At 54.5% G+C, this 20011-nt stretch carries 17 protein-coding genes; 9 read left to right on the top strand and 8 right to left on the bottom strand.

Features of this window, described 5'->3' with window-relative positions:
• Positions 1 to 39: 39 nt before the first annotated feature.
• The 4 genes from ABLU86_RS04550 to selD all read right to left on the bottom strand — a co-directional run bounded on the left by ABLU86_RS04550 (position 40) and on the right by selD (position 5043).
• Positions 40 to 1017, bottom strand: a complete 978-nt coding sequence (locus tag ABLU86_RS04550; RefSeq protein ID WP_047057950.1) for an NAD(P)H-quinone oxidoreductase — start codon at positions 1015 to 1017, stop codon at positions 40 to 42.
• A gap of 23 nt (positions 1018 to 1040) precedes the next feature.
• On the bottom strand, positions 1041 to 1892 hold the full coding sequence (gene hchA / locus ABLU86_RS04545) for a glyoxalase III HchA (RefSeq protein WP_015366159.1): 852 nt from the start codon (positions 1890 to 1892) through the stop codon (positions 1041 to 1043).
• Between the two features lie 153 nt (positions 1893 to 2045).
• Complete coding sequence (locus tag ABLU86_RS04540; RefSeq protein WP_015705779.1) at positions 2046 to 3995, bottom strand: DNA topoisomerase III; 1950 nt, start codon at positions 3993 to 3995, stop codon at positions 2046 to 2048.
• 4 nt (positions 3996 to 3999) lie between these two features.
• Entirely contained in the window at positions 4000 to 5043 is a 1044-nt protein-coding gene (selD, locus tag ABLU86_RS04535) for a selenide, water dikinase SelD (protein ID WP_045360482.1), read from the bottom strand.
• Between the two features lie 226 nt (positions 5044 to 5269).
• On the opposite strand from selD, the gene phoC reads away from it, so the two are divergent.
• Complete coding sequence (phoC, locus tag ABLU86_RS04530) at positions 5270 to 6016, top strand: acid phosphatase PhoC (RefSeq protein ID WP_015705781.1); 747 nt, start codon at positions 5270 to 5272, stop codon at positions 6014 to 6016.
• Between the two features lie 114 nt (positions 6017 to 6130).
• Here the strand turns inward: phoC and ABLU86_RS04525 are convergent, their stop codons facing one another.
• A complete protein-coding gene (locus ABLU86_RS04525; RefSeq protein WP_348795956.1) occupies positions 6131 to 6682 on the bottom strand; it encodes an NAD(P)H nitroreductase in 552 nt (183 codons plus the stop codon).
• Between the two features lie 164 nt (positions 6683 to 6846).
• Here ABLU86_RS04525 and sppA point away from each other — a divergent pair, with 164 nt between their 5' ends.
• The 4 genes from sppA to ABLU86_RS04505 all read left to right on the top strand — a co-directional run bounded on the left by sppA (position 6847) and on the right by ABLU86_RS04505 (position 11938).
• On the top strand, positions 6847 to 8700 hold the full coding sequence (sppA, locus tag ABLU86_RS04520) for a signal peptide peptidase SppA (protein ID WP_047048480.1): 1854 nt from the start codon (positions 6847 to 6849) through the stop codon (positions 8698 to 8700).
• A gap of 140 nt (positions 8701 to 8840) precedes the next feature.
• On the top strand, positions 8841 to 9857 hold the full coding sequence (ansA, locus tag ABLU86_RS04515; RefSeq protein WP_015366152.1) for an asparaginase: 1017 nt from the start codon (positions 8841 to 8843) through the stop codon (positions 9855 to 9857).
• A gap of 10 nt (positions 9858 to 9867) precedes the next feature.
• Positions 9868 to 10509, top strand: a complete 642-nt coding sequence (pncA, locus tag ABLU86_RS04510) for a bifunctional nicotinamidase/pyrazinamidase (protein ID WP_047048482.1) — start codon at positions 9868 to 9870, stop codon at positions 10507 to 10509.
• A 172-nt stretch (positions 10510 to 10681) separates the two neighbouring features.
• Entirely contained in the window at positions 10682 to 11938 is a 1257-nt protein-coding gene (locus ABLU86_RS04505; protein WP_063422058.1) for a glycoside hydrolase family 18 protein, read from the top strand.
• Between the two features lie 79 nt (positions 11939 to 12017).
• On the opposite strand, the gene ABLU86_RS04500 is transcribed toward ABLU86_RS04505, so the two are convergent.
• Positions 12018 to 12296 (bottom strand): YeaC family protein, encoded by a 279-nt coding sequence (locus ABLU86_RS04500; protein ID WP_015366149.1) that lies wholly within the window; start codon positions 12294 to 12296, stop codon positions 12018 to 12020.
• A gap of 41 nt (positions 12297 to 12337) precedes the next feature.
• Entirely contained in the window at positions 12338 to 12751 is a 414-nt protein-coding gene (gene msrB / locus ABLU86_RS04495; protein WP_015705785.1) for a peptide-methionine (R)-S-oxide reductase MsrB, read from the bottom strand.
• A gap of 338 nt (positions 12752 to 13089) precedes the next feature.
• Here msrB and gapA point away from each other — a divergent pair, with 338 nt between their 5' ends.
• Entirely contained in the window at positions 13090 to 14085 is a 996-nt protein-coding gene (gene gapA, locus ABLU86_RS04490; protein WP_004203784.1) for a glyceraldehyde-3-phosphate dehydrogenase, read from the top strand.
• 71 nt (positions 14086 to 14156) lie between these two features.
• Positions 14157 to 15041 (top strand): D-hexose-6-phosphate mutarotase, encoded by an 885-nt coding sequence (locus tag ABLU86_RS04485; RefSeq protein WP_059444044.1) that lies wholly within the window; start codon positions 14157 to 14159, stop codon positions 15039 to 15041.
• Positions 15042 to 15242: 201 nt separating this feature from the next.
• On the opposite strand, the gene ABLU86_RS04480 is transcribed toward ABLU86_RS04485, so the two are convergent.
• On the bottom strand, positions 15243 to 15989 hold the full coding sequence (locus ABLU86_RS04480) for a MipA/OmpV family protein (RefSeq protein WP_015705786.1): 747 nt from the start codon (positions 15987 to 15989) through the stop codon (positions 15243 to 15245).
• A 427-nt stretch (positions 15990 to 16416) separates the two neighbouring features.
• On the opposite strand from ABLU86_RS04480, the gene yeaG reads away from it, so the two are divergent.
• Positions 16417 to 18351: a protein kinase YeaG gene (gene yeaG / locus ABLU86_RS04475; protein ID WP_015366145.1), complete on the top strand. Its 1935-nt coding sequence runs from the start codon at positions 16417 to 16419 to the stop codon at positions 18349 to 18351.
• A 117-nt stretch (positions 18352 to 18468) separates the two neighbouring features.
• Positions 18469 to 19752, top strand: a complete 1284-nt coding sequence (locus ABLU86_RS04470; protein WP_015366144.1) for a YeaH/YhbH family protein — start codon at positions 18469 to 18471, stop codon at positions 19750 to 19752.
• Positions 19753 to 20011 lie beyond the last annotated feature (259 nt).

Here is a 20011-nt window from a genome sequence, read left to right as displayed (position 1 = left end):
TGTCTTTATCCCCGACGCCCGGCGTCGGGGATATCAACGCTACTCCATGGTAATCACCACTTTCCCCAGGTGATTACCGCTATCGAGGCAGGCATGCGCCTGCGCGATTTCAGCCATCGGATAGCTGGCGTAAATCAGCGGTTTACATTTACCCTGCGACAGCAGCGGCCAGACATGGTGCTGTAGCGCCTGAGCGATCTGCCTTTTTTCTTCCGCGCTTCGTCCGCGCATCGTTGAACCGGTCACGGTCGCGCGCTTGAGCATCAAGGTTTGAATATCAACATCATGGGCGATTCGCCCGCCCATAAAGCCAATAATCACCAGCCGCCCATCTCGCTTCAGCAGTTCCAGATTACGATTAAAATAGGGGCCACCCACGATATCGAGAATAACGTCGACGCCTTTACCATCGGTCAGCTGATTGATTTTCTCAGCGAAATCATCGGTTTTGTAATTGATAGCCGTGGCATAAGGACGCAACGCCGCCACTTTTTCTTCCTGCCCAACGGTGGTATAGACTTTCATACCTAACTCATGACACAGCAGGATCGCCGTTGTCCCGATGCCGCTGGCCCCGCCGTGAATCAGTACGCTTTCATGAGGTTGCGCCCTGCCCATCTGAAACAGGTTGGCCCACACGGTAAAGAAAGTTTCAGGTATCGCCGCCGCTTCGCTAAAACTCAGCCCAGGCGGTATTGGCAACGTTTGCCCCGCCGGTACCGCGCAATACTCCGCATAGCCTCCGCCGTTGGTCAGAGCGCAAACTTTATCGCCGGGATGAAAATCCGTCACCTGCGCTCCTACCGCCGCGACCACTCCAGCGACTTCCAGCCCGGGTATCGGCGTTACTCCTTCCGGCATCGGATAAACGCCCTGCCGCTGTAAGATATCCGGCCGATTGACGCCAGCGGCTTTCACCTGGATCAGGACGTCGTTATCACCAACCGAAGGGATGTCGCCTTCACCAATCTGAAGAACCTCCGGGCCGCCCGGGTGACTAATTGAGATATATTTCACTGCTCCCCCTCATCAGATTGCTGTTACTTTGCATATTCGTCGAGCAACGCTTTTGCCGCCAGTTGACCGAGCGCATTTGCCGCAAAAGGACTGTCCCCGGTCAGCACTTTACGATCCTGATGCACACGACCTTTAATATCGCTGTTTACGATTTCCAGCCCCATCGCTTTCAGCGCTTCGCCAAAATACCAGGTCAGGTGACCGGGCATATAGCCGATATCCGGCGTTTGTTTATCGGCAGCATCCGGAAACGCGCAAATGGCATAACCGTTTAACGGATTCTCCCCATGACGTAATGCGAGAAACGCCGCCGGGCCGTGACAGAGCGAAATCACAAACCGATCGTGCCGCAGCGCCCAGCGCAGCGTTTCGGCGACGGCTTCGCTCTCCGGCAGGCCGATAAGCGCACCGTGGCCGCCGGGAATAAATACCGCCGCATAGTCGCTATCAGCCCCCAGTTGCCCCACAACATCTGAAAGCGCCAGCGGCTGGCGGAACTGCGGCAGATAACGCTCGAAGAACGGCATAATCTTTTGGTCTTCGCGCGGCATCGCCCAGTATTCGAACTTGACCATTTGCCCGGAGAGCGTCGCAATATCAAAATCGAAACCTGCGGCGTGCAGATGGTACATCGGCAGCAGCGTCTCTACCGGATGATTACCGGTCGAAAAGAGCGTGCCGTTATCGGTAGGCAGGTAACGTTCATCGGCGGCGATAACCAGCACTTTCCGCCGCCCGCGATACCCTGATGCATAATCAGCGCCGCTGAGATCGGACACCGGGCTGGTAAACTGACTAAGGGAGTAGGCTGAAGGGAAAAAAGCATTCTCTTCAGCGTGGTCAACTTGCGGTTGTTTACTGATTTGTTCGCTCATCATCTTTTCCTTTTTATCCCTTCTTTAACATCAATAACCCTATTTTAGAGCAGGGAGGCAGAAATGATATGTGGGAAAACCCTCATCCGGGTTAAGCGCCCTCAGGCGGAAGTGCGTTTTAGCTAAGCCCCTCGTGGCGAGGGGCGAAGAAAATTATTGCGGACTTTCCGGCGCGATGTCCGCCTCCGGCTTTTTCCCTTTCGGCTTGCCTTTCCCTTTACTAAACGACTTTTTCGCTCCGCCTGGCGCGACCAGCCCGCGGAACTGGCGCACCGGCGTGCTCCGCGCCTGATCGATAAGCTGGAACAGCGTCCCCACCAGCGGCTGCATAAAGTCCTGATAGCGGCACTGTTTTTCGCTGATTTGCGTCAATACCGATTCCCAGTGGGCGGTCATATCCGGGCGCGCGGCCATTTCCGGCAGAGAATGGATTAGCGCCCGACCGGCATCCGATGAGTGGATATAGCGCCCCTTTTTATTCAGGAAACCGCGCTTAAACAGCAGCTCAATAATCCCGGCGCGGGTCGCTTCCGTCCCCAGACCGTCGGTTGCGCGGAGGATCTTTTTCAGTTCTTTATCCTGCACGAAGCGGGCAATACCGGTCATCGCCGACAGTAACGTCGCGTCGGTAAAGTGGCGCGGCGGCTGGGTTTGTCGCTCCACCACTTCACCTTTTTCGCACAATAGCTCATCGCCTTTGGCGACCACCGGCAGCGGCGTACCGTCGTTCTCTTCGTCGCGCTCTTTGTTACCAAGCAGCGCGCGCCAGCCCGCTTCGGCGAGGAAGCGCGCCTTGGCGACAAATTTGCCGTTAGCAATATCCAGGTCAATCTGGCACTTGCGGAACACCGCATCCGGGCAGAACTGCATCAGATACTGACGAGCGATCAGGTTGTATACCTTCTCTTCGTTATCGTTGAGTTTGACCTGACTGCTGCGCGCGGTCGGGATAATGGCGTGGTGCGCATCGACCTTTTTATCATCCCAACAACGGTTGCGGATCTCCGGATCCATCACCGGCTGCGGCAGCAGATCCGGCGCATGGACGCTAATCGCATTCAGTACCGCATGGCGGCCGGCAAAATGTTCCTCCGGCAGGTAGCGGCTATCCGAGCGCGGATAGGTAATCAGTTTGTGGGTCTCATACAGCTTCTGGCAGATATCCAGCACGTTCTGGGCGCTGAAGCCGAAACGTTTGGCCGCTTCGATCTGTAACGCCGACAGTGAAAACGGTAGCGGCGCCGGTTCGGAATCGCGCTTATCGTTATAGCCGGTCACGATTGCCGGCTGGCCTTCAATGCGTTTAACCACATGCTCGGCCAGCGGGCGATGCAGTAAACGCCCCTCTTCATCCTGATAGGGTTCGCAGGCTTCGCTCGGCACCCAGGTGGCGATAAACCGCTCGTCTTGCGGCGTGACAATATGCGCTTTGACGTCAAAGAAATCTTTGGCGACGAAGTTCTCGATCTCTTCATCGCGACGCACCACCAGCCCCAACACCGGCGTCTGTACGCGACCAACCGACAACACTCCCTGATAGCCGGCATTACGCCCGAGAATGGTGTAGGCGCGGGTCATGTTGATACCATACAGCCAGTCGGCGCGAGCGCGGGCCAGCGCCGACACACACAGCGGGACAAACTCGCTATTCGCGCGCAGGCGGTTAATCGCCCGCTCAACCGCCTGTGGGTTGAGGTCGTTAATCAGGCAACGCTGCACCTGCTGGCGCTTTTCCGGCGCCAGCTGCAGGTAGTCCAGCACCTCATCGACCAGCAGTTGCCCTTCTCTATCCGGGTCGCCCGCGTGAACCACTTCCTGCGCCTCGCCAAGCAGGCGCTTGATGACGTTCAGCTGTTTCGTGACCGACGGTTTTGGTTGCAGTTGCCACTTTTCCGGAACGATAGGTAGATCGAGCAGGTTCCAGCGCGCGTAGCGTCCGTCGTAAACATCCGGCTGCGCCTGCTCCAGCAGGTGACCGATACACCAGGTGACCACCTGCCCGTTGCCGCACTCAATAAAGCCATCGCCTTTGCGATGCGGTTTCGGCAACACATCGGCGATAGCGCGACCGAGACTCGGTTTTTCTGCAATAAACAACCGCATCTAATCAACGGATCTCGATCATTGGACGCCCGCCGCGGGCGGTTACCAGCTCGCCAATGGCGGCAAGCTTAATGCCAAATTCCGCGGCAGCGGCCTGGACTTCGGCTTCTGCTTCCGGCGTGACCGCCAGCAGCAGGCCGCCGGAAGTTTGCGGATCGCACAGCAGATCGCGCCATTCCGCCGGCATCTCGCCCATCAAATGACCGTAGCTGGCAAAGTTGCGTCCGGTGCCGCCCGGCACCGCTCCGGCGGCAATGTAAGCTTCAACGCCCGGGAGTTTAGGGATATCGGCGTAGTTTAGTTGCGCCTGAACGCCCGCGCCGCGGCAGACTTCGCTGAGATGCCCCAGCAGGCCGAAACCGGTGACGTCGGTCATCGCTTTTACCCCTTCGATATTGGCAAATGCGGCGCCGGCAAGGTTCATCTGGCACATGGTTTCCGTCGCCAGCCCTTGATGTTCCGGCTTCAGCAACGATTTCTTCTCGGCGGTAGTCAGCACGCCAATACCCAGTGGTTTGGTCAGATACAGCTTGCAGCCCGCCTGCGCGGTGCTGTTTTTCTTGATACGTTCGGTTGGCACCACGCCGGTCACCGCGAGCCCGAAAATCGGTTCCGGCGCATCGATGGAGTGACCGCCCGCCAGCGCAATCCCGGCCTGCTGGCAGGCAAAACGCCCGCCTTCAACCACTTCGCGAGCAATCTCCGGCGCCAGCGTGTTGATTGGCCAGCCAAGTATCGCAATCGCCATAATCGGTTTGCCGCCCATGGCGAAAATGTCGCTGATGGCGTTAGTCGCCGCGATACGGCCAAAATCAAAAGGATTATCGACGATCGGCATGAAAAAATCGGTGGTGCTGATGATCGACGTCCCGTTACCCAGATCGTAGACCGCCGCATCGTCGCTGGTTTCGTTGCCGACAAGCAGGTTCGGGTCGACAAACTTCGCCTGCTCGCTATGCAGAATGGTTTCCAGCACTTTAGGGGAAATTTTACAACCGCAACCGGCTCCGTGGCTGTATTGCGTTAAACGAATAGCTTGCTCGCTCATGGACATCTCCTGTCATTGCAATCCCGCTATGGTAGCGCCCAAACGGCAAGGTGATAAGTGCGACAGTCCGAAATCGCGAGTGGTTGCTCATTAAGCAGACAAATATGCGTTTTTGCGATACCGAACAATTTTTTCAACGCCATTTTAACTTTTACTTACAGATGACAAAAATGTGACTAAAAACAAAACCATTGTTCTGGACATATAACACCGTAAGGAAATGTAGATGAAAAAGCGCGTTCTCGCCCTCTGCCTCGCCAGCCTGTTTTCCGTTAACGCTTTCGCGCTGGTCCCTGCCGGCAATGATGCGACCACCAAACCGGATCTCTATTATCTGAAAAATGCACAGGCCATCGATAGCCTGGCGCTGTTGCCGCCGCCGCCGGAAGTTGGCAGCATCGCATTTTTAAACGATCAGGCGATGTATGAGAAAGGACGGCTGCTGCGCAATACCGAACGCGGCAAGCTGGCGGCTGAAGATGCTAACCTGAGCGCCGGCGGCGTCGCGAATGCCTTCTCCAGCGCTTTTGGTTCGCCCATCACCGAAAAAGACGCGCCGCAGTTACATAAGCTGCTGACAAATATGATTGAGGATGCCGGCGATCTGGCCACCCGCAGCGCGAAAGAGAAATATATGCGCATTCGCCCGTTTGCGTTCTACGGCGTTTCAACCTGTAACACTACCGAGCAGGACAAGCTGTCGAAAAACGGATCTTACCCTTCCGGTCATACCTCTATCGGTTGGGCAACCGCGCTGGTACTGGCGGAGATCAATCCGCAGCGGCAAAACGAAATTCTCAAACGCGGCTATGAGTTGGGCGAAAGCCGGGTTATCTGCGGCTATCATTGGCAGAGCGACGTCGATGCGGCGCGGATAGTCGGCTCGGCGGTGGTGGCGACCCTGCATACCAACCCGGCCTTCCAACAGCAGTTGCAGAAAGCAAAGGATGAATTCGCCAAAACGCAGAAGTAACGTCATCGCCGTTGAACTCCCGGAGGCGGCGCGCTGCGCCTTCTCCGGGCTACTAAATCGCACAGCGCTGTAGCCCCGGTAAGCGGCAGCGCCACCGGCGTAACAAGCACTGACTCAGAAGCGCGTGACGAACGGCGCGGTATCCGGACGCGTAAACGTGGTTGATGCTTTTAACTGCGACGTGCCAAGGTAGAGGAAACCGACAATTTTGTCCTGTTCGCGGCAGCCAAAGCCTTCGCGGACAACCTGACTCTCGGTTAACGCACCGCTACGCCAGATACCGTTATAGCCCTGAGCCACTGCGGCTATTTGCATCGCCATCACCGCACATCCCGCGGACATCTCCTGTTCCCACAGCGGTACCTTCGGATGTTCTTCGCAGCGTGCGACTACCGCGATAATCAACGGCGCACGGAACGGCGCATTACGTGCTTTTTCAATGGCTTTTTCATCCTGCCCGGCGGCCATCGCCCCTTTTTCCAGCAGTTGGCTAAAGCGTTCGCGGCCATCATCGGCAATAATAAAGAACCGCCACGGTTGTAACGTGCCGTGATCCGGCGCACGCATCCCCGCGTGAAGGATATTTTCCAGCTGTTCACCAGCCGGAGCCGGATCGGTCAGGCGCGACGCGCTGCGGCGATTTACCAGTAGTTCGAGAGCATCCATCTGTGTAACTCCTGTGATGTCATTTTGCATAAAATTAACATGCGCATGGATTTTGTTACAGCCCGATGGGTGATTCCTGCTGACAAGCGTCGGCACTCTCTTTAGGATAGCCAGACGCGGCAGCCCCTGCGGCTGACCCATCATCAAAATATTAGGGAGAATACATGCGAACCCTTTGGCGATTTCTTGCCGGATTTTTTAAATGGACATGGCGAATACTCAATTTCATTCGCCAATTCGCGCTGAACCTGGTGTTCCTGGTGTTAGTGCTGATTTGCGTCGGCATCTGGGCACAGTTTAGCAGCAGCACCGCGGAACATACCGCACGCGGCGCGCTGCTGATGGACATCACCGGCGTGGTCGTTGATAAGCCTTCCGCCAGCAGCAAGCTCGGGGTCATTGGCCGCCAGCTGTTCGGCGCCAGTTCCGATCGTCTGCAGGAGAACTCGCTGTTCGATATCGTACAGACGATTCGCCAGGCGAAAGACGACCGTAATATCACCGGTATCGTACTGGATCTGAAAAACTTCGTCGGCGGCGATCAGCCCTCGATGCAGTATATCGGTAAAGCGCTACGCGAGTTCCGCGACAGCGGTAAACCGGTATATGCCGTAGGTAGCAGCTACACCCAGGGACAATACTATCTGGCGAGTTTCGCCAATAAAATTTGGCTCTCGCCGCAGGGTGAAGTCGACCTGCACGGCTTTGCCACCAACGGCCTGTATTACAAGTCGCTGCTGGATAAACTGAAAGTCTCGACCCATGTTTTCCGCGTCGGTACTTACAAATCCGCCGTCGAGCCGTTTATTCGCGACGACATGTCGCCGGCTGCGCGTGAAGCGGACAGCCGTTGGATCGGCGAACTGTGGCAGAACTATCTCAACACCATTGCCGCTAACCGCCAGATCACCGCGCAGCAGCTGTTCCCCGGCGCTCAGGGCGTGATCGACGGCCTGCGTAAAGTTGATGGCGATACCGCGAAATACGCGCTGGATAACAAGCTGGTCGACGAGCTGGCCACCTCGACGGAAGTGGAAAAAGCGCTGACTAAGCAGTTTGGCTGGAGCAAAGCGGATAACAACTATCGCGCCATCAGCTACTACGATTACAACGTCAAAGCGCCTGCTGAACAGGGTTCAGCGGTAGCGGTTATCTTTGCTAATGGCGCCATCATGGACGGTGAGGAAACGCCGGGTAACGTCGGCGGCGACACCACCGCGGCGCAAATCCGCGACGCGCGTCTGGATCCGAAAGTGAAAGCGATCGTTCTGCGCGTCAACAGTCCTGGCGGCAGCGTCAGCGCCTCGGAGGTCATCCGCGAAGAACTGGCGGCGGCGAAAGCGGCGGGTAAACCGGTGGTGGTCTCAATGGGCGGCATGGCGGCATCCGGCGGTTACTGGATCTCCACCCCTGCGGATTACATCGTGGCGAACCCGAGCACCCTCACCGGCTCCATCGGTATCTTCGGCGTGATTAACACGGTGGAAAATACGCTCGGTTCGATTGGCGTTCATACCGATGGCGTCGCCACTTCGCCACTGGCCGATGTCTCAACCACCAAATCGCTACCGCCGGAAGTGCAGCAGTTAATACAGCTGAGCATCGAAAATGGCTATAAGCGCTTTATCACCCTGGTGGCTAATGCGCGTAAGAGCACGCCGGAGAAGATTGACCAAATCGCACAAGGCCATGTCTGGACCGGTGAAGACGCCAAAGCCAATGGTCTGGTAGATAGCCTCGGCGATTTCGACGATGCGGTGGCGAAAGCCGCGGAGCTGGCGAAACTGAAACAATGGCATATCACCTGGTATCAGGAAGAACCCACGTTCTTTGCGATGGTGATGGATAGTCTGACCGGTTCGGTGCGCGCTGCTCTGCCGGCCGCGATTCAGGCATACCTGCCTGCGCCGGTTGCGGCTGCAGCGGACGTTGTGAAAACGGAAAGCGATAAACTGGCGACATTTAACGATCCGCAGAATCGCTATGCCTTCTGTCTGACCTGCGCCAATATTCGTTAATCCCCCGTCTGCCCCCGCCGTGGGGCAGCGTTTCAACGACATTAAATTCAAGCGCTTCCCTGCAACTCTCAGGGTTAGCGCTTTATTTTTTTGCCTGCCACTTTATACTGCGCCTGTTCACGTCCAACCTAAGCGATGCTATGCAAAAGAAATCGATTTACGTTGCCTACACCGGTGGGACCATCGGTATGCAGCGCTCCGATCACGGTTATATCCCCGTTTCCGGCCACCTGCAGCGCCAGCTGGCGCTAATGCCCGAGTTCCACCGCCCGGAGATGCCGGACTTCACTATTCATGAATATGCGCCGTTGATGGACTCGTCTGATATGACGCCGGAAGACTGGCAGCATATCGCTGACGACATTCGCGACCACTACGACCAATACGATGGTTTCGTTATCCTGCACGGCACCGATACCATGGCCTTCACCGCTTCGGCGCTGTCGTTCATGCTGGAGAACTTAGGTAAGCCGGTCATTGTGACAGGGTCACAAATCCCGCTAGCCGAGCTGCGTTCCGATGGGCAAATCAATTTGCTCAATGCGCTGTACGTCGCCGCCAACTACCCGATCAATGAAGTTTCGCTATTCTTCAATAATCGTCTGTATCGCGGCAACCGCACGACCAAGGCCCACGCAGACGGTTTTGATGCCTTTGCTTCGCCAAACCTGGCGCCGCTGCTGGAAGCCGGCATCCATATCCGCCGTCTCGGTACCCCGCCCGCGCCGCACGGAAAGGGCGAGCTGATCGTCCATCCCATTACGCCGCAGCCTATCGGCGTGGTCACTATCTATCCTGGGATTTCTGCCGATGTGGTGCGTAATTTCCTGCGTCAGCCGGTGAAAGCGCTGATCCTGCGCTCCTATGGCGTAGGCAATGCGCCGCAGAACGGCGAGTTTATTCAGGTCCTGGCGGAAGCCAGCCAGCGCGGTATTGTGGTGGTGAACCTGACGCAATGCATGTCGGGTAAGGTGAATATGGGCGGCTATGCCACCGGCAACGCGCTGGCGCAGGCCGGAGTCATTAGTGGTTTTGATATGACCGTGGAAGCGACGCTGACCAAGCTACACTATCTGCTCAGTCAGAACCTTGATGGTGCGGCCATTCGAAACGCCATGCAGCAAAACCTGCGCGGCGAGCTGACCCCCGATGAATAAGGAACATGCTATGAGCCACCGCGCGCTGCTATTGGTAGACCTGCAAAACGATTTCTGCGCTGGCGGCGCACTCGCCGTCCCCGAAGGCGACAGCACCATTGATATCGCAAATCAGCTGATCGACTGGAGCCTGGCGCGCGGCGACGCCATCATCGCAAGCCAGGACTGGCATCCGGCCAACCATGGTAGCTTTGCCAGTCAGCATCAGGCGGAACCCTATGCCCAGGGCGAGCTTGATGGCCTGCCGCAGACTTTCTGGCCCGATCACTGCGTGCAGCATAGCGATGGCGCCGCGCTGCACCCGCTACTCAAACAGCAGGCTATTAACGCCGTGTTTCATAAAGGGCAAAATCCGGTAATCGACAGCTACAGCGCGTTTTTCGACAACGGTCACCGGCAGAAAACCGAACTCGATGGCTGGCTGCGCGCGCACGGTGTGACGGAGCTGAACATTCTCGGTCTCGCGACGGATTACTGCGTTAAGTTTACCGTGCTTGATGCCCTGGATTTGGGCTACACCGTCAACGTGATCACCGACGGCTGTCGCGGCGTCAACCTGCAGCCGCAGGACAGCGCCGTTGCCTTTATGGACATGGCCGCCGCCGGAGCCACGCTCTACACCCTCGATGACTGGCTGGAAACTCAGCCCTGACGTTGCGCCCGGCGTACCTCACGCCGGGCGGTATTTACCGCCTCGTTGACCTCGATAAATTGAGCTGTCTCGCAGTTTCCCCGGATAAGGGCTGATACTGTGGACAGGCTGTTTTTTCGCCACGCCATTTCCGTGGCGTGAGCATTTTTATTATTGTCAAAGAGGAACTCCGATGAAACTTTTGCCCTTTCTGGCAGCATTACCCCTGCTCTGCGCCTCTGTCGTTTCCGCGCAATCTTATATGTCGGTCGGCTACTTTAACGGCGGCGGCGACGTCACCGCAGGCCCCGGCGGCGATATCGACAAGCTTGATGTCCGACAAATAACCCATCTTAACTACTCGTTCGGCCTTATCTACAACGATGAAAAAGACGAGACCAACGACGCGCTGAAAGACCCTGACCATCTCCATCAAATCTGGCTGTCGCCAAAAGTACAGGCGGATTTACAAAAACTGCCGGCGCTACGCCAGCAAAATCCCGATCTGAAAGTCCTGCTCTCCGTCGGCGGCTGGGGCGCGCGTGGATTTTCCGGCGCGGCGGCCACGCCGGAAAGCCGGGCGGTGTTTATCCGTTCGGTTCAGCAGGTCATTAACCAATATGGCCTTGATGGCATCGATCTTGACTGGGAATTTCCGGTTAACGGCGCCTGGGGATTAGTGGCCAGCCAGCCGGCGGATCGCGATAACTTTACCGCGCTGCTGAAAGAACTACGTGCCGCCGTCGGCACTAAGAAACTGGTGACCATCGCCGTGGGCGCTAATGTTGAAAGTCCAAAAAGCTGGGTCGACGTGAAAGCGGTCGCCCCACAGCTGGACTACATCAATCTGATGACCTACGACATGGCCTACGGCACGCAATATTTCAACTCCAATCTGTATGACTCCCGCCACTGGCCGACCGTAGCCGCAGCGGATAAATATAGCGCCGATTTTGTGGTTAATAACTATCTGGCCGCCGGTCTAAAACCCAGCCAGATGAATCTCGGTATTGGTTTCTATGGCCGGGTACCGAAACGTGCCGTCGAGCCAGGGATTGACTGGAGTAAGCCAGACGCGCAGAAAAACCCGGCTACCCAGCCTTACTTCGGGGCACAGCAAATCGAGTTGTTTAAATCGCTGGGTTATGACCTGAGCAAAGATACCTATGTGAAATACAACGATATTGTTGCCAAACTGCTCAACGATCCGCAGAAACGCTTTACTGAGCACTGGGATGACGAAGCGAAGGTGCCGTGGTTATCGGTAAACTCTGCCGATGGCAAAGCGCTTTTCGCCCTGTCCTACGAGAATCCACGTTCGGTGGCGATCAAAGCCGATTACATCAAGAGCAAAGGGTTAGCGGGCGGCATGTTCTGGGAATATGGCGCAGATGACAAAAACCAGCTTGCCCGACAACTGGCCGAGTCGCTAGGTATCAAGACGCAGTAAAACACACACCCCGGAAGCACTGCGCGACCGGGGTAACATGGAGAGCAGCCCGGCTAAACCGGGCGCTCTGTGCGGCAGGTTACTGCGGTTTGAACGTCGCAATCGGCTTCGGCACGATACCGAAATCCTCTTTCAATTGCTGTTTGCTCTTCATCACCATCTGACCGTTGGTGTCGATGGTCATATGCTGCGCATCCGTGTTGTTGCGCGCCTGCCACAACATCACCAGCTGCATGCTGTTTTCTTTTTGTTCCGGGGTCAGCGCAACGCCGTCCGGCCATTTTCCTAACTCCACCGCGGTGGCTAAACGTTGGTACAGTTCCGGCGTCATACTGGCAATAATTTGCTCGATATCCATCTTCTGCTCATCCGTCTTGGAATAATTTGCTGAATCGTTTCTTAGCCTTTAGTTCGCTCGCCGTTTTGCTCATCGGTGAAGCTTAAAGAGGCCGAATTGACGCAAAAACGCTCGCCGGTCGGCTGCGGGCCATCCGGGAAGACATGCCCCAGATGCGCATCGCAATTGCCACAGCGAATTTCAGTACGCTGCATCCCGTGGGAGTAATCATTGAGATAACGAATCGCGTCGTCACTCACCGGCTCATAGAAGCTTGGCCAGCCACAGCCGGAGTCATACTTGGATTGTGAGTGAAATAGCGGCGCATCGCAGACCAGGCAGTGGTAGATGCCGTCTTTTTTGTTATGCAGCAACCGTCCGGTAAACGGCGGTTCGGTACCGTGATTCTGCGTCACATAAAACTGCATCTCGCTCAATTCTTGTTTGAGCTCGTCAGGAGATGGTTTATTAGCCATGTGATTACTTCTCGCTTTGAAAGGGCAACTTTACCCGTCGATTCTAACAAAACATTAACAATGAAACCTGTACTTTTGTTCTAAACTTATCCGATGCCATTAGGCAGCCAGATAATTGTGATACTAATCACATTTTTATCTTATATGACCTTTAAAATTCCGGACGCAGTCCCCATATGGAATTGGGCTCAAAGGGAGAGTGAGGCAAATCAATCGCGCAAAGGTCTGCTCAGGATTGATTTGTCGCAATGATTGACACGATTCCGCTTGACGCTGCGTAAGGTTTTTGTAATTTTACAGGCAACCTTTTATTCACTAACAAATAGCTGGTGGAATATATGACTATCAAAGTAGGTATCAACGGTTTTGGCCGTATCGGTCGCATTGTTTTCCGTGCTGCTCAGAAACGTTCTGACATCGAGATCGTTGCAATCAACGACCTGTTAGACGCAGAGTACATGGCTTACATGCTGAAGTATGACTCCACTCACGGTCGTTTCGACGGTACCGTTGAAGTGAAAGACGGTCATCTGGTCGTTAACGGTAAAAAAATCCGTGTTACCGCTGAACGTGACCCGGCTAACCTGAAATGGGATGAAGTTGGTGTTGACGTTGTTGCTGAAGCAACCGGTATCTTCCTGACCGACGAAACCGCTCGTAAACACATCACCGCTGGCGCGAAAAAAGTCGTTCTGACTGGCCCGTCCAAAGACAACACTCCGATGTTCGTTCGCGGCGCTAACTTCGACACTTACGCAGGCCAGGACATCGTTTCTAACGCATCCTGCACCACCAACTGCCTGGCTCCGCTGGCTAAAGTCATCAACGACAACTTCGGTATCGTTGAAGGCCTGATGACCACCGTTCACGCTACTACCGCAACTCAGAAAACCGTTGATGGCCCGTCTCACAAAGACTGGCGCGGCGGCCGCGGCGCAGCGCAGAACATCATCCCGTCCTCTACCGGCGCTGCTAAAGCGGTAGGTAAAGTACTGCCAGAACTGAACGGCAAACTGACCGGTATGGCGTTCCGCGTTCCGACTCCGAACGTATCCGTTGTTGACCTGACCGTTCGTCTGGAAAAAGCAGCGTCCTACGAAGAAATCAAGAAAGCAATCAAAGCGGCTTCTGAAGGCGCAATGAAAGGCGTTCTGGGTTACACCGAAGACGACGTTGTATCTACCGATTTCAACGGCGAAGTTTGCACTTCCGTGTTCGATGCTAAAGCTGGTATCGCACTGAACGACAACTTCGTGAAACTGGTTTCCTGGTACGACAACGAAACTGGTTACTCCAACAAAGTTCTGGACCTGATTGCTCACATCTCCAAATAAGTTGAGATGAATAAGTAATCAATAAGAGCGGCTTCGGTCGCTCTTTTTTTTGCCTGAAAGAGGATGGCGTAATGATTAATAAAATTTTTGCTCTCCCGGTGATTGAACAACTTTCTCCTGCATTCTCCCGCCGCAAGCTGGACGATCTTGAACTTATCGTCGTTGACCACCCGCAGGTAAAAGCTTCCGTCGCCCTACAGGGCGCTCACCTGCTCTCATGGCAACCGGCCGGTGAAGAAGAAGTTTTGTGGTTGAGCAACAATACCCCATTTAAAAGCGGCGTCGCCCTGCGCGGCGGCGTACCCATCTGCTGGCCATGGTTCGGTCCGTCAGCGCAACAGGGGCTGCCGTCGCACGGTTTCGCACGCAACCTGCCATGGGCGCTAAAATGCCAGGACGAAGATGAAAACGGCGTGATGCTGACCTTCGAACTGCAGAGCAGTGACGAAACCCGCAAATACTGGCCGCACGACTTCACGCTGTATGCGCGCTTCAAGCTGGGTAAGACCTGCGAGATCGAACTGGAAGCCCACGGCGAGTTTGAAACCACATCCGCCCTGCACACCTACTTCAACGTTGGCGATATCACGGCAGTCAAAGTGAGCGGCCTTGGCGATCGCTATGTCGATAAAGTGCTGAATGCCGAAGAAGGTGTGCTGAAAGACGGCATCCAGACCTTCCCGGACCGCACCGACCGCGTTTATCTCAATGCCGATGCCTGCAGCGTGATTCATGATGACGTCCTGCAGCGCAACATCGACGTGATCCATCGCCATCACGGTAACGTCGTTGCCTGGAACCCGGGCCCGGCGCTTTCCGTCAGCATGGGCGATATGCCGGATGATGGCTACAAAACTTTTGTTTGCGTGGAAACCTGCTGCGTGACCGTGCCGCAGAAAGCCAGCGAAGAGAAACCCACTCGCCTGGCGCAGACTATTCGCGTTGTGAAGCGTTAAGACCGACAAGCGTCTGGCGTGAGCGGATGGCGCTTCGCTTATCCGGCCTACTTAAAACCGTGTTTACTGAGGCGATAGTGGGCTCGACCCGTAGGCCGGGTAAGGCGTAGCCGCCACCCGGCATAAACGCGAATTGTAATATAGCAAAACAGGGCATAACGCCCTGTTTTGATGCACAAAAAAGTCTGTGGAAGTGCACCGTCAGAAGGTATAGGTGATCCCGGTCGAAATCAGGCCACTCCAGGATTTGTCCACCATCGGGCTATCGGTGATTTCGTCAGACAGACGAGTGTAACGGGCGATACCATAAACGCTCCAGTCGCCGAGGAAACGATAGTTCGCCGCCAGCTCCAGATACGGGTTCCAGCTGCTGTCAGGATCGTAGCTGCGCATGCCGCTGCGATTCGACTCATGCTTCGAGACGCCGTAGTAGTATTCGTTCTGATTGTCGCTGTTCCACTCCACGCCAATACCCGGCGTCAGGGTCAGGTTGCCGTTGGTGTAACGGTACAGCCAGGCCATATCCCAGGTAATGCCATTGCTGTTGTCCAGCGTATCGCCGGCCAGCGTCGTACGCAGGAATCCGTACTGAGTGTTATGAACGTAGCTCAACCCCGCCATCATGGTGGATTTGCGGCGGTCCAGCTTGCGCATCTGCGAATTGTCGCTGTCGCCCGGCTTGAAATACATCGGCGACCAGTAAGCGGTCACGGACAGTTTGTCGTTGGTATCATTCCACAGGTAGTAGCCACCACCCAAACCGTGGAACCAGAAGTTATCACTTTCATAACTAATGACAGGTACCGGGTAAACATCTGCATCATATTGTTTATAAGGATGCTCGACGACGCCCACGCCGGCCCCCAGCGTTAACTTCCCGTCAGCGTGCACTGCGCCAGCTGACGTCGCGATGAACACACCCAGTGCCAGAAGTTTGATTTTAGTCACGATCCATATTCCTGTTGTCAAATAATTAGCGCGTGCAGTTTAACGTCGTAGAGGTCATGCCTCAAATGCTTTACTTGCTCTTACACTAAACCGAACAATTTCCCACTGCTTGATGACCGTCCTCTTGCGACTTCATGACACATTGATGAAAGGCTTTGGCAAGATATGCGAAAAATTGCCTGGTTTCCGGATGAGTTATTGATATGTCATTGAAATTGAGTTTTAGCGGCATGCAAGTTTTCTAAATGCATCTACGCTTAAATTTAGAAGGTGTAGTCGCAGAGCACGTTATCCAAATCGCTTCTGTAACCTGGCACGAGGGTTGCTGATAAGTAAAGGATGTCGTTCAGCCTGCTCCTTCCGGGGGCCCCTACTATTCATATGAACGGCTCTCAACCTGTGCTAAAAAACGAAAGGACGGCATGCCATGAATATATTCGATCACTATCGCCAGCGCTATGAAGCTGCCAAGGACGAAGAGTTCACACTGCAGGAGTTTCTTACCATCTGCCGGCAAGATCGCAGTGCTTATGCCAACGCGGCAGAGCGGCTATTGACGGCCATTGGTGAACCAGTCATGGTCGATACGGCCCTGGAGCCGCGGCTGTCCCGCCTCTTTTCAAACCGGGTTGTTGCACGCTATCCGGCGTTTGAAGAGTTCTATGGTATGGAAGATGCCATCGAGCAGATTGTTTCCTATCTGAAACATGCTGCGCAGGGTCTGGAAGAGAAAAAACAGATTCTGTATCTGCTGGGGCCGGTTGGCGGCGGTAAATCCTCGCTGGCGGAACGCCTGAAATCGCTGATGCAAAGGGTGCCAATCTACGTGCTGAGCGCGAATGGCGAACGCAGCCCGGTCAACGATCACCCTCTGTGCCTGTTTAACCCGCAGGAGGACGCGCAGATCCTCAATAAAGAATACGGCATTCCTAACCGTTATCTCGGCACAATTATGTCGCCGTGGGCGGCTAAACGCCTGCACGAGTTCGGCGGTGATATCACTAAATTCCGCGTCGTGAAAGTGTGGCCGTCAATCCTCGAACAGATTGCCATCGCCAAAACGGAACCCGGTGATGAAAATAACCAGGACATTTCGGCGCTGGTGGGGAAAGTGGATATCCGTAAACTGGAACACTATGCGCAAAACGACCCGGATGCCTATGGTTACTCCGGCGCGCTATGCCGCGCCAACCAGGGGATCATGGAATTCGTCGAGATGTTTAAAGCGCCGATTAAAGTATTGCACCCACTGCTGACGGCGACCCAGGAAGGCAACTATAACGGTACCGAGGGTATCTCCGCCCTGCCGTTCAACGGCATTATCCTCGCGCACTCCAACGAATCCGAGTGGGTGACTTTCCGTAATAACAAAAACAACGAGGCGTTCCTTGACCGTGTCTATATCGTCAAAGTGCCTTATTGCCTGCGCATCTCGGAAGAGATCCGTATTTATGAAAAACTGTTGAATAACAGTGAGCTGACCCATGCGCCATGCGCCCCAGGAACGCTTGAAACGCTGTCGCGCTTCTCTATTCTGTCGCGCCTGAAAGAGCCGGAAAACTCGAGCATCTACTCGAAGATGCGCGTCTATGACGGCGAAAGCTTGAAAGATACCGACCCGAAAGCGAAATCCTACCAGGAATATCGTGATTACGCCGGCGTCGACGAAGGGATGAACGGTCTCTCTACCCGTTTTGCCTTTAAAATTCTCTCAAGGGTGTTTAACTTCGATCATGCCGAAGTGGCGGCCAACCCGGTCCATCTGTTCTACGTACTGGAACAGCAAATCGAACGCGAACAGTTCCCGCAAGAGCAGGCCGAACGTTATCTGGAATTCCTCAAAGGCTATCTGATCCCGAAATACGCCGAATTTATCGGCAAAGAGATCCAAACGGCGTATCTTGAGTCTTATTCCGAATATGGACAGAACATTTTTGACAGATATGTCACTTATGCGGATTTCTGGATTCAGGATCAGGAGTACCGCGATCCGGATACCGGGCAACTGTTCGACCGTGAATCGCTGAATTCGGAACTGGAGAAAATCGAGAAGCCCGCCGGGATCAGCAACCCGAAAGATTTCCGTAATGAAATCGTCAACTTCGTGCTGCGCGCCAGAGCGAATAACAGCGGACGTAATCCGAACTGGACCAGTTATGAAAAACTGCGCACGGTTATTGAGAAGAAAATGTTCTCCAATACCGAGGAGCTGTTGCCGGTCATTTCGTTCAATGCCAAAACGTCTACCGACGAGCAGAAAAAACACGACGACTTCGTCGATCGTATGATGGAAAAAGGCTATACCCGTAAACAGGTACGCCTGCTGTGCGAATGGTACCTGCGGGTACGTAAATCGTCCTGATAGCGACCAACCCGGTAGCTGCGGCTGCCGGGTTTCAGCACCACTGCTCGTATAACGAAAGACATCTACCCTAATCAACATCAGGGTACAGTTGGCAAATGCAGTACAGGAGGGCATATGACCTGGTTCATAGACCGACGCCTGAACGGGAAGAACAAAAGCGCTGTCAATCGTCAGCGCTTTCTGCGCCGTTACAAGGCGCAGATAAAGCAGTCGATCTCCGAAGCCATCAATAAACGTTCGGTGACCGATATCGACAGCGGTGAATCCGTCTCCATTCCGACGGACGATATTAACGAGCCGATGTTTCATCAGGGGCGCGGCGGGCTTCGTAATCGCGTCCATCCCGGCAACGATCACTTTGTGCAGAACGACCGTATTGAACGCCCTCAGGGCGGCGGCGGCGGAGGCGGCGGTGGTCAGGGGCAGGCCAGCGCCGATGGCGAGGGCCAGGATGAATTCGTCTTTCAGATTTCGAAAGATGAATATCTTGACCTGCTGTTTGAAGATCTGGCCCTTCCCAACCTGAAGAAAAACCAGCAACGCCAGTTGAACGAGTTCAAAACCCATCGTGCGGGTTTTACCGCCAACGGCGTGCCGGCCAATATCAGCGTGGTGCGTTCATTGCAGAATTCGCTGGCACGGCGAACCGCGATGACCGCCGGTAAACGGCGCGAACTGCGGGCGCTGGAAGACGATCTCGATACCATTGCCAAAAGCGAACCAGCGCAGTTGCTGGAAGAGGAGCGGCTACGTAAAGAAATTGCGGAACTACGGGCTAAAATTGAGCGCGTGCCGTTTATCGACACCTTTGATTTACGCTATAAAAACTATGAGAAACGACCGGAGCCTTCAAGTCAGGCGGTGATGTTCTGCCTGATGGATGTTTCTGGTTCAATGGACCAGTCCACCAAAGACATGGCGAAACGTTTTTACATTCTGCTGTATTTGTTCCTCAGCCGGACCTATAAAAACGTTGAAGTGGTCTATATTCGCCACCACACCCAGGCGAAAGAGGTGGATGAACATGAGTTTTTCTACTCCCAGGAAACCGGCGGTACGATTGTTTCAAGCGCCTTGAAGTTGATGGATGAGGTTGTTAAAGCCCGCTATGACCCGGCGCAGTGGAATATTTACGCCGCGCAGGCGTCGGATGGCGATAACTGGGCAGACGACTCGCCGCTGTGTCATGAACTGCTGGCGAAGAAAATATTGCCGGTGGTTCGTTACTACAGCTATATCGAAATCACCCGCCGCGCTCACCAGACTCTGTGGCGCGAATATGAACATCTGCAGGCGACGTTTGAGAATTTTGCTATGCAGCATATTCGCGATCAGGAAGATATTTATCCGGTGTTCCGCGAACTGTTTCATAAACAAGGCGCGACCAGTAATACTTAGCCTCATAAATCAGCCAGATAAATACCCGTTCTGGCTGATTTTTCTGTAACTAAAACACATTAATAGCCAGCCACAGTTCCGTTCATTTACATTTCGATAATTGTCGAATTAATCCTTTACGCATTGGGCCTCTGGACGGCTAAAATAAATCTTGCACTATTTTTTCTACTATGCGTTAATGGCTACGTCGATTTGAAAGACAGAAAGATATTACCCAAGCAGTTACTCACACCTCCAGGCGCTATCGCTGATACCACCT

This window comes from Klebsiella sp. JN_Kp121 (genome assembly GCF_040062145.1).
Taxonomy (GTDB): Bacteria; Pseudomonadota; Gammaproteobacteria; order Enterobacterales; family Enterobacteriaceae; genus Klebsiella; species Klebsiella aerogenes.
The sequence above is the reverse complement of the archived record's forward strand: the minus strand, read 5'-3'. Positions and strand labels throughout refer to the sequence as shown.

What these genes read in the sequence shown, in the direction of transcription:
- hchA (WP_015366159.1), bottom strand. Translation starts at nt 1,892, where the DNA reads ATGAGCGAACAAATCAGTAAACAACCGCAAGTTGACCACGCTGAAGAG.
- ABLU86_RS04540 (WP_015705779.1), bottom strand. Translation starts at nt 3,995, where the DNA reads ATGCGGTTGTTTATTGCAGAAAAACCGAGTCTCGGTCGCGCTATCGCC.
- selD (WP_045360482.1), bottom strand. Translation starts at nt 5,043, where the DNA reads ATGAGCGAGCAAGCTATTCGTTTAACGCAATACAGCCACGGAGCCGGT.
- phoC (WP_015705781.1), top strand. Translation starts at nt 5,270, where the DNA reads ATGAAAAAGCGCGTTCTCGCCCTCTGCCTCGCCAGCCTGTTTTCCGTT.
- ABLU86_RS04525 (WP_348795956.1), bottom strand. Translation starts at nt 6,682, where the DNA reads ATGGATGCTCTCGAACTACTGGTAAATCGCCGCAGCGCGTCGCGCCTG.
- sppA (WP_047048480.1), top strand. Translation starts at nt 6,847, where the DNA reads ATGCGAACCCTTTGGCGATTTCTTGCCGGATTTTTTAAATGGACATGG.
- ansA (WP_015366152.1), top strand. Translation starts at nt 8,841, where the DNA reads ATGCAAAAGAAATCGATTTACGTTGCCTACACCGGTGGGACCATCGGT.
- pncA (WP_047048482.1), top strand. Translation starts at nt 9,868, where the DNA reads ATGAGCCACCGCGCGCTGCTATTGGTAGACCTGCAAAACGATTTCTGC.
- ABLU86_RS04505 (WP_063422058.1), top strand. Translation starts at nt 10,682, where the DNA reads ATGAAACTTTTGCCCTTTCTGGCAGCATTACCCCTGCTCTGCGCCTCT.
- ABLU86_RS04500 (WP_015366149.1), bottom strand. Translation starts at nt 12,296, where the DNA reads ATGGATATCGAGCAAATTATTGCCAGTATGACGCCGGAACTGTACCAA.
- msrB (WP_015705785.1), bottom strand. Translation starts at nt 12,751, where the DNA reads ATGGCTAATAAACCATCTCCTGACGAGCTCAAACAAGAATTGAGCGAG.
- gapA (WP_004203784.1), top strand. Translation starts at nt 13,090, where the DNA reads ATGACTATCAAAGTAGGTATCAACGGTTTTGGCCGTATCGGTCGCATT.
- ABLU86_RS04485 (WP_059444044.1), top strand. Translation starts at nt 14,157, where the DNA reads ATGATTAATAAAATTTTTGCTCTCCCGGTGATTGAACAACTTTCTCCT.
- yeaG (WP_015366145.1), top strand. Translation starts at nt 16,417, where the DNA reads ATGAATATATTCGATCACTATCGCCAGCGCTATGAAGCTGCCAAGGAC.
- ABLU86_RS04470 (WP_015366144.1), top strand. Translation starts at nt 18,469, where the DNA reads ATGACCTGGTTCATAGACCGACGCCTGAACGGGAAGAACAAAAGCGCT.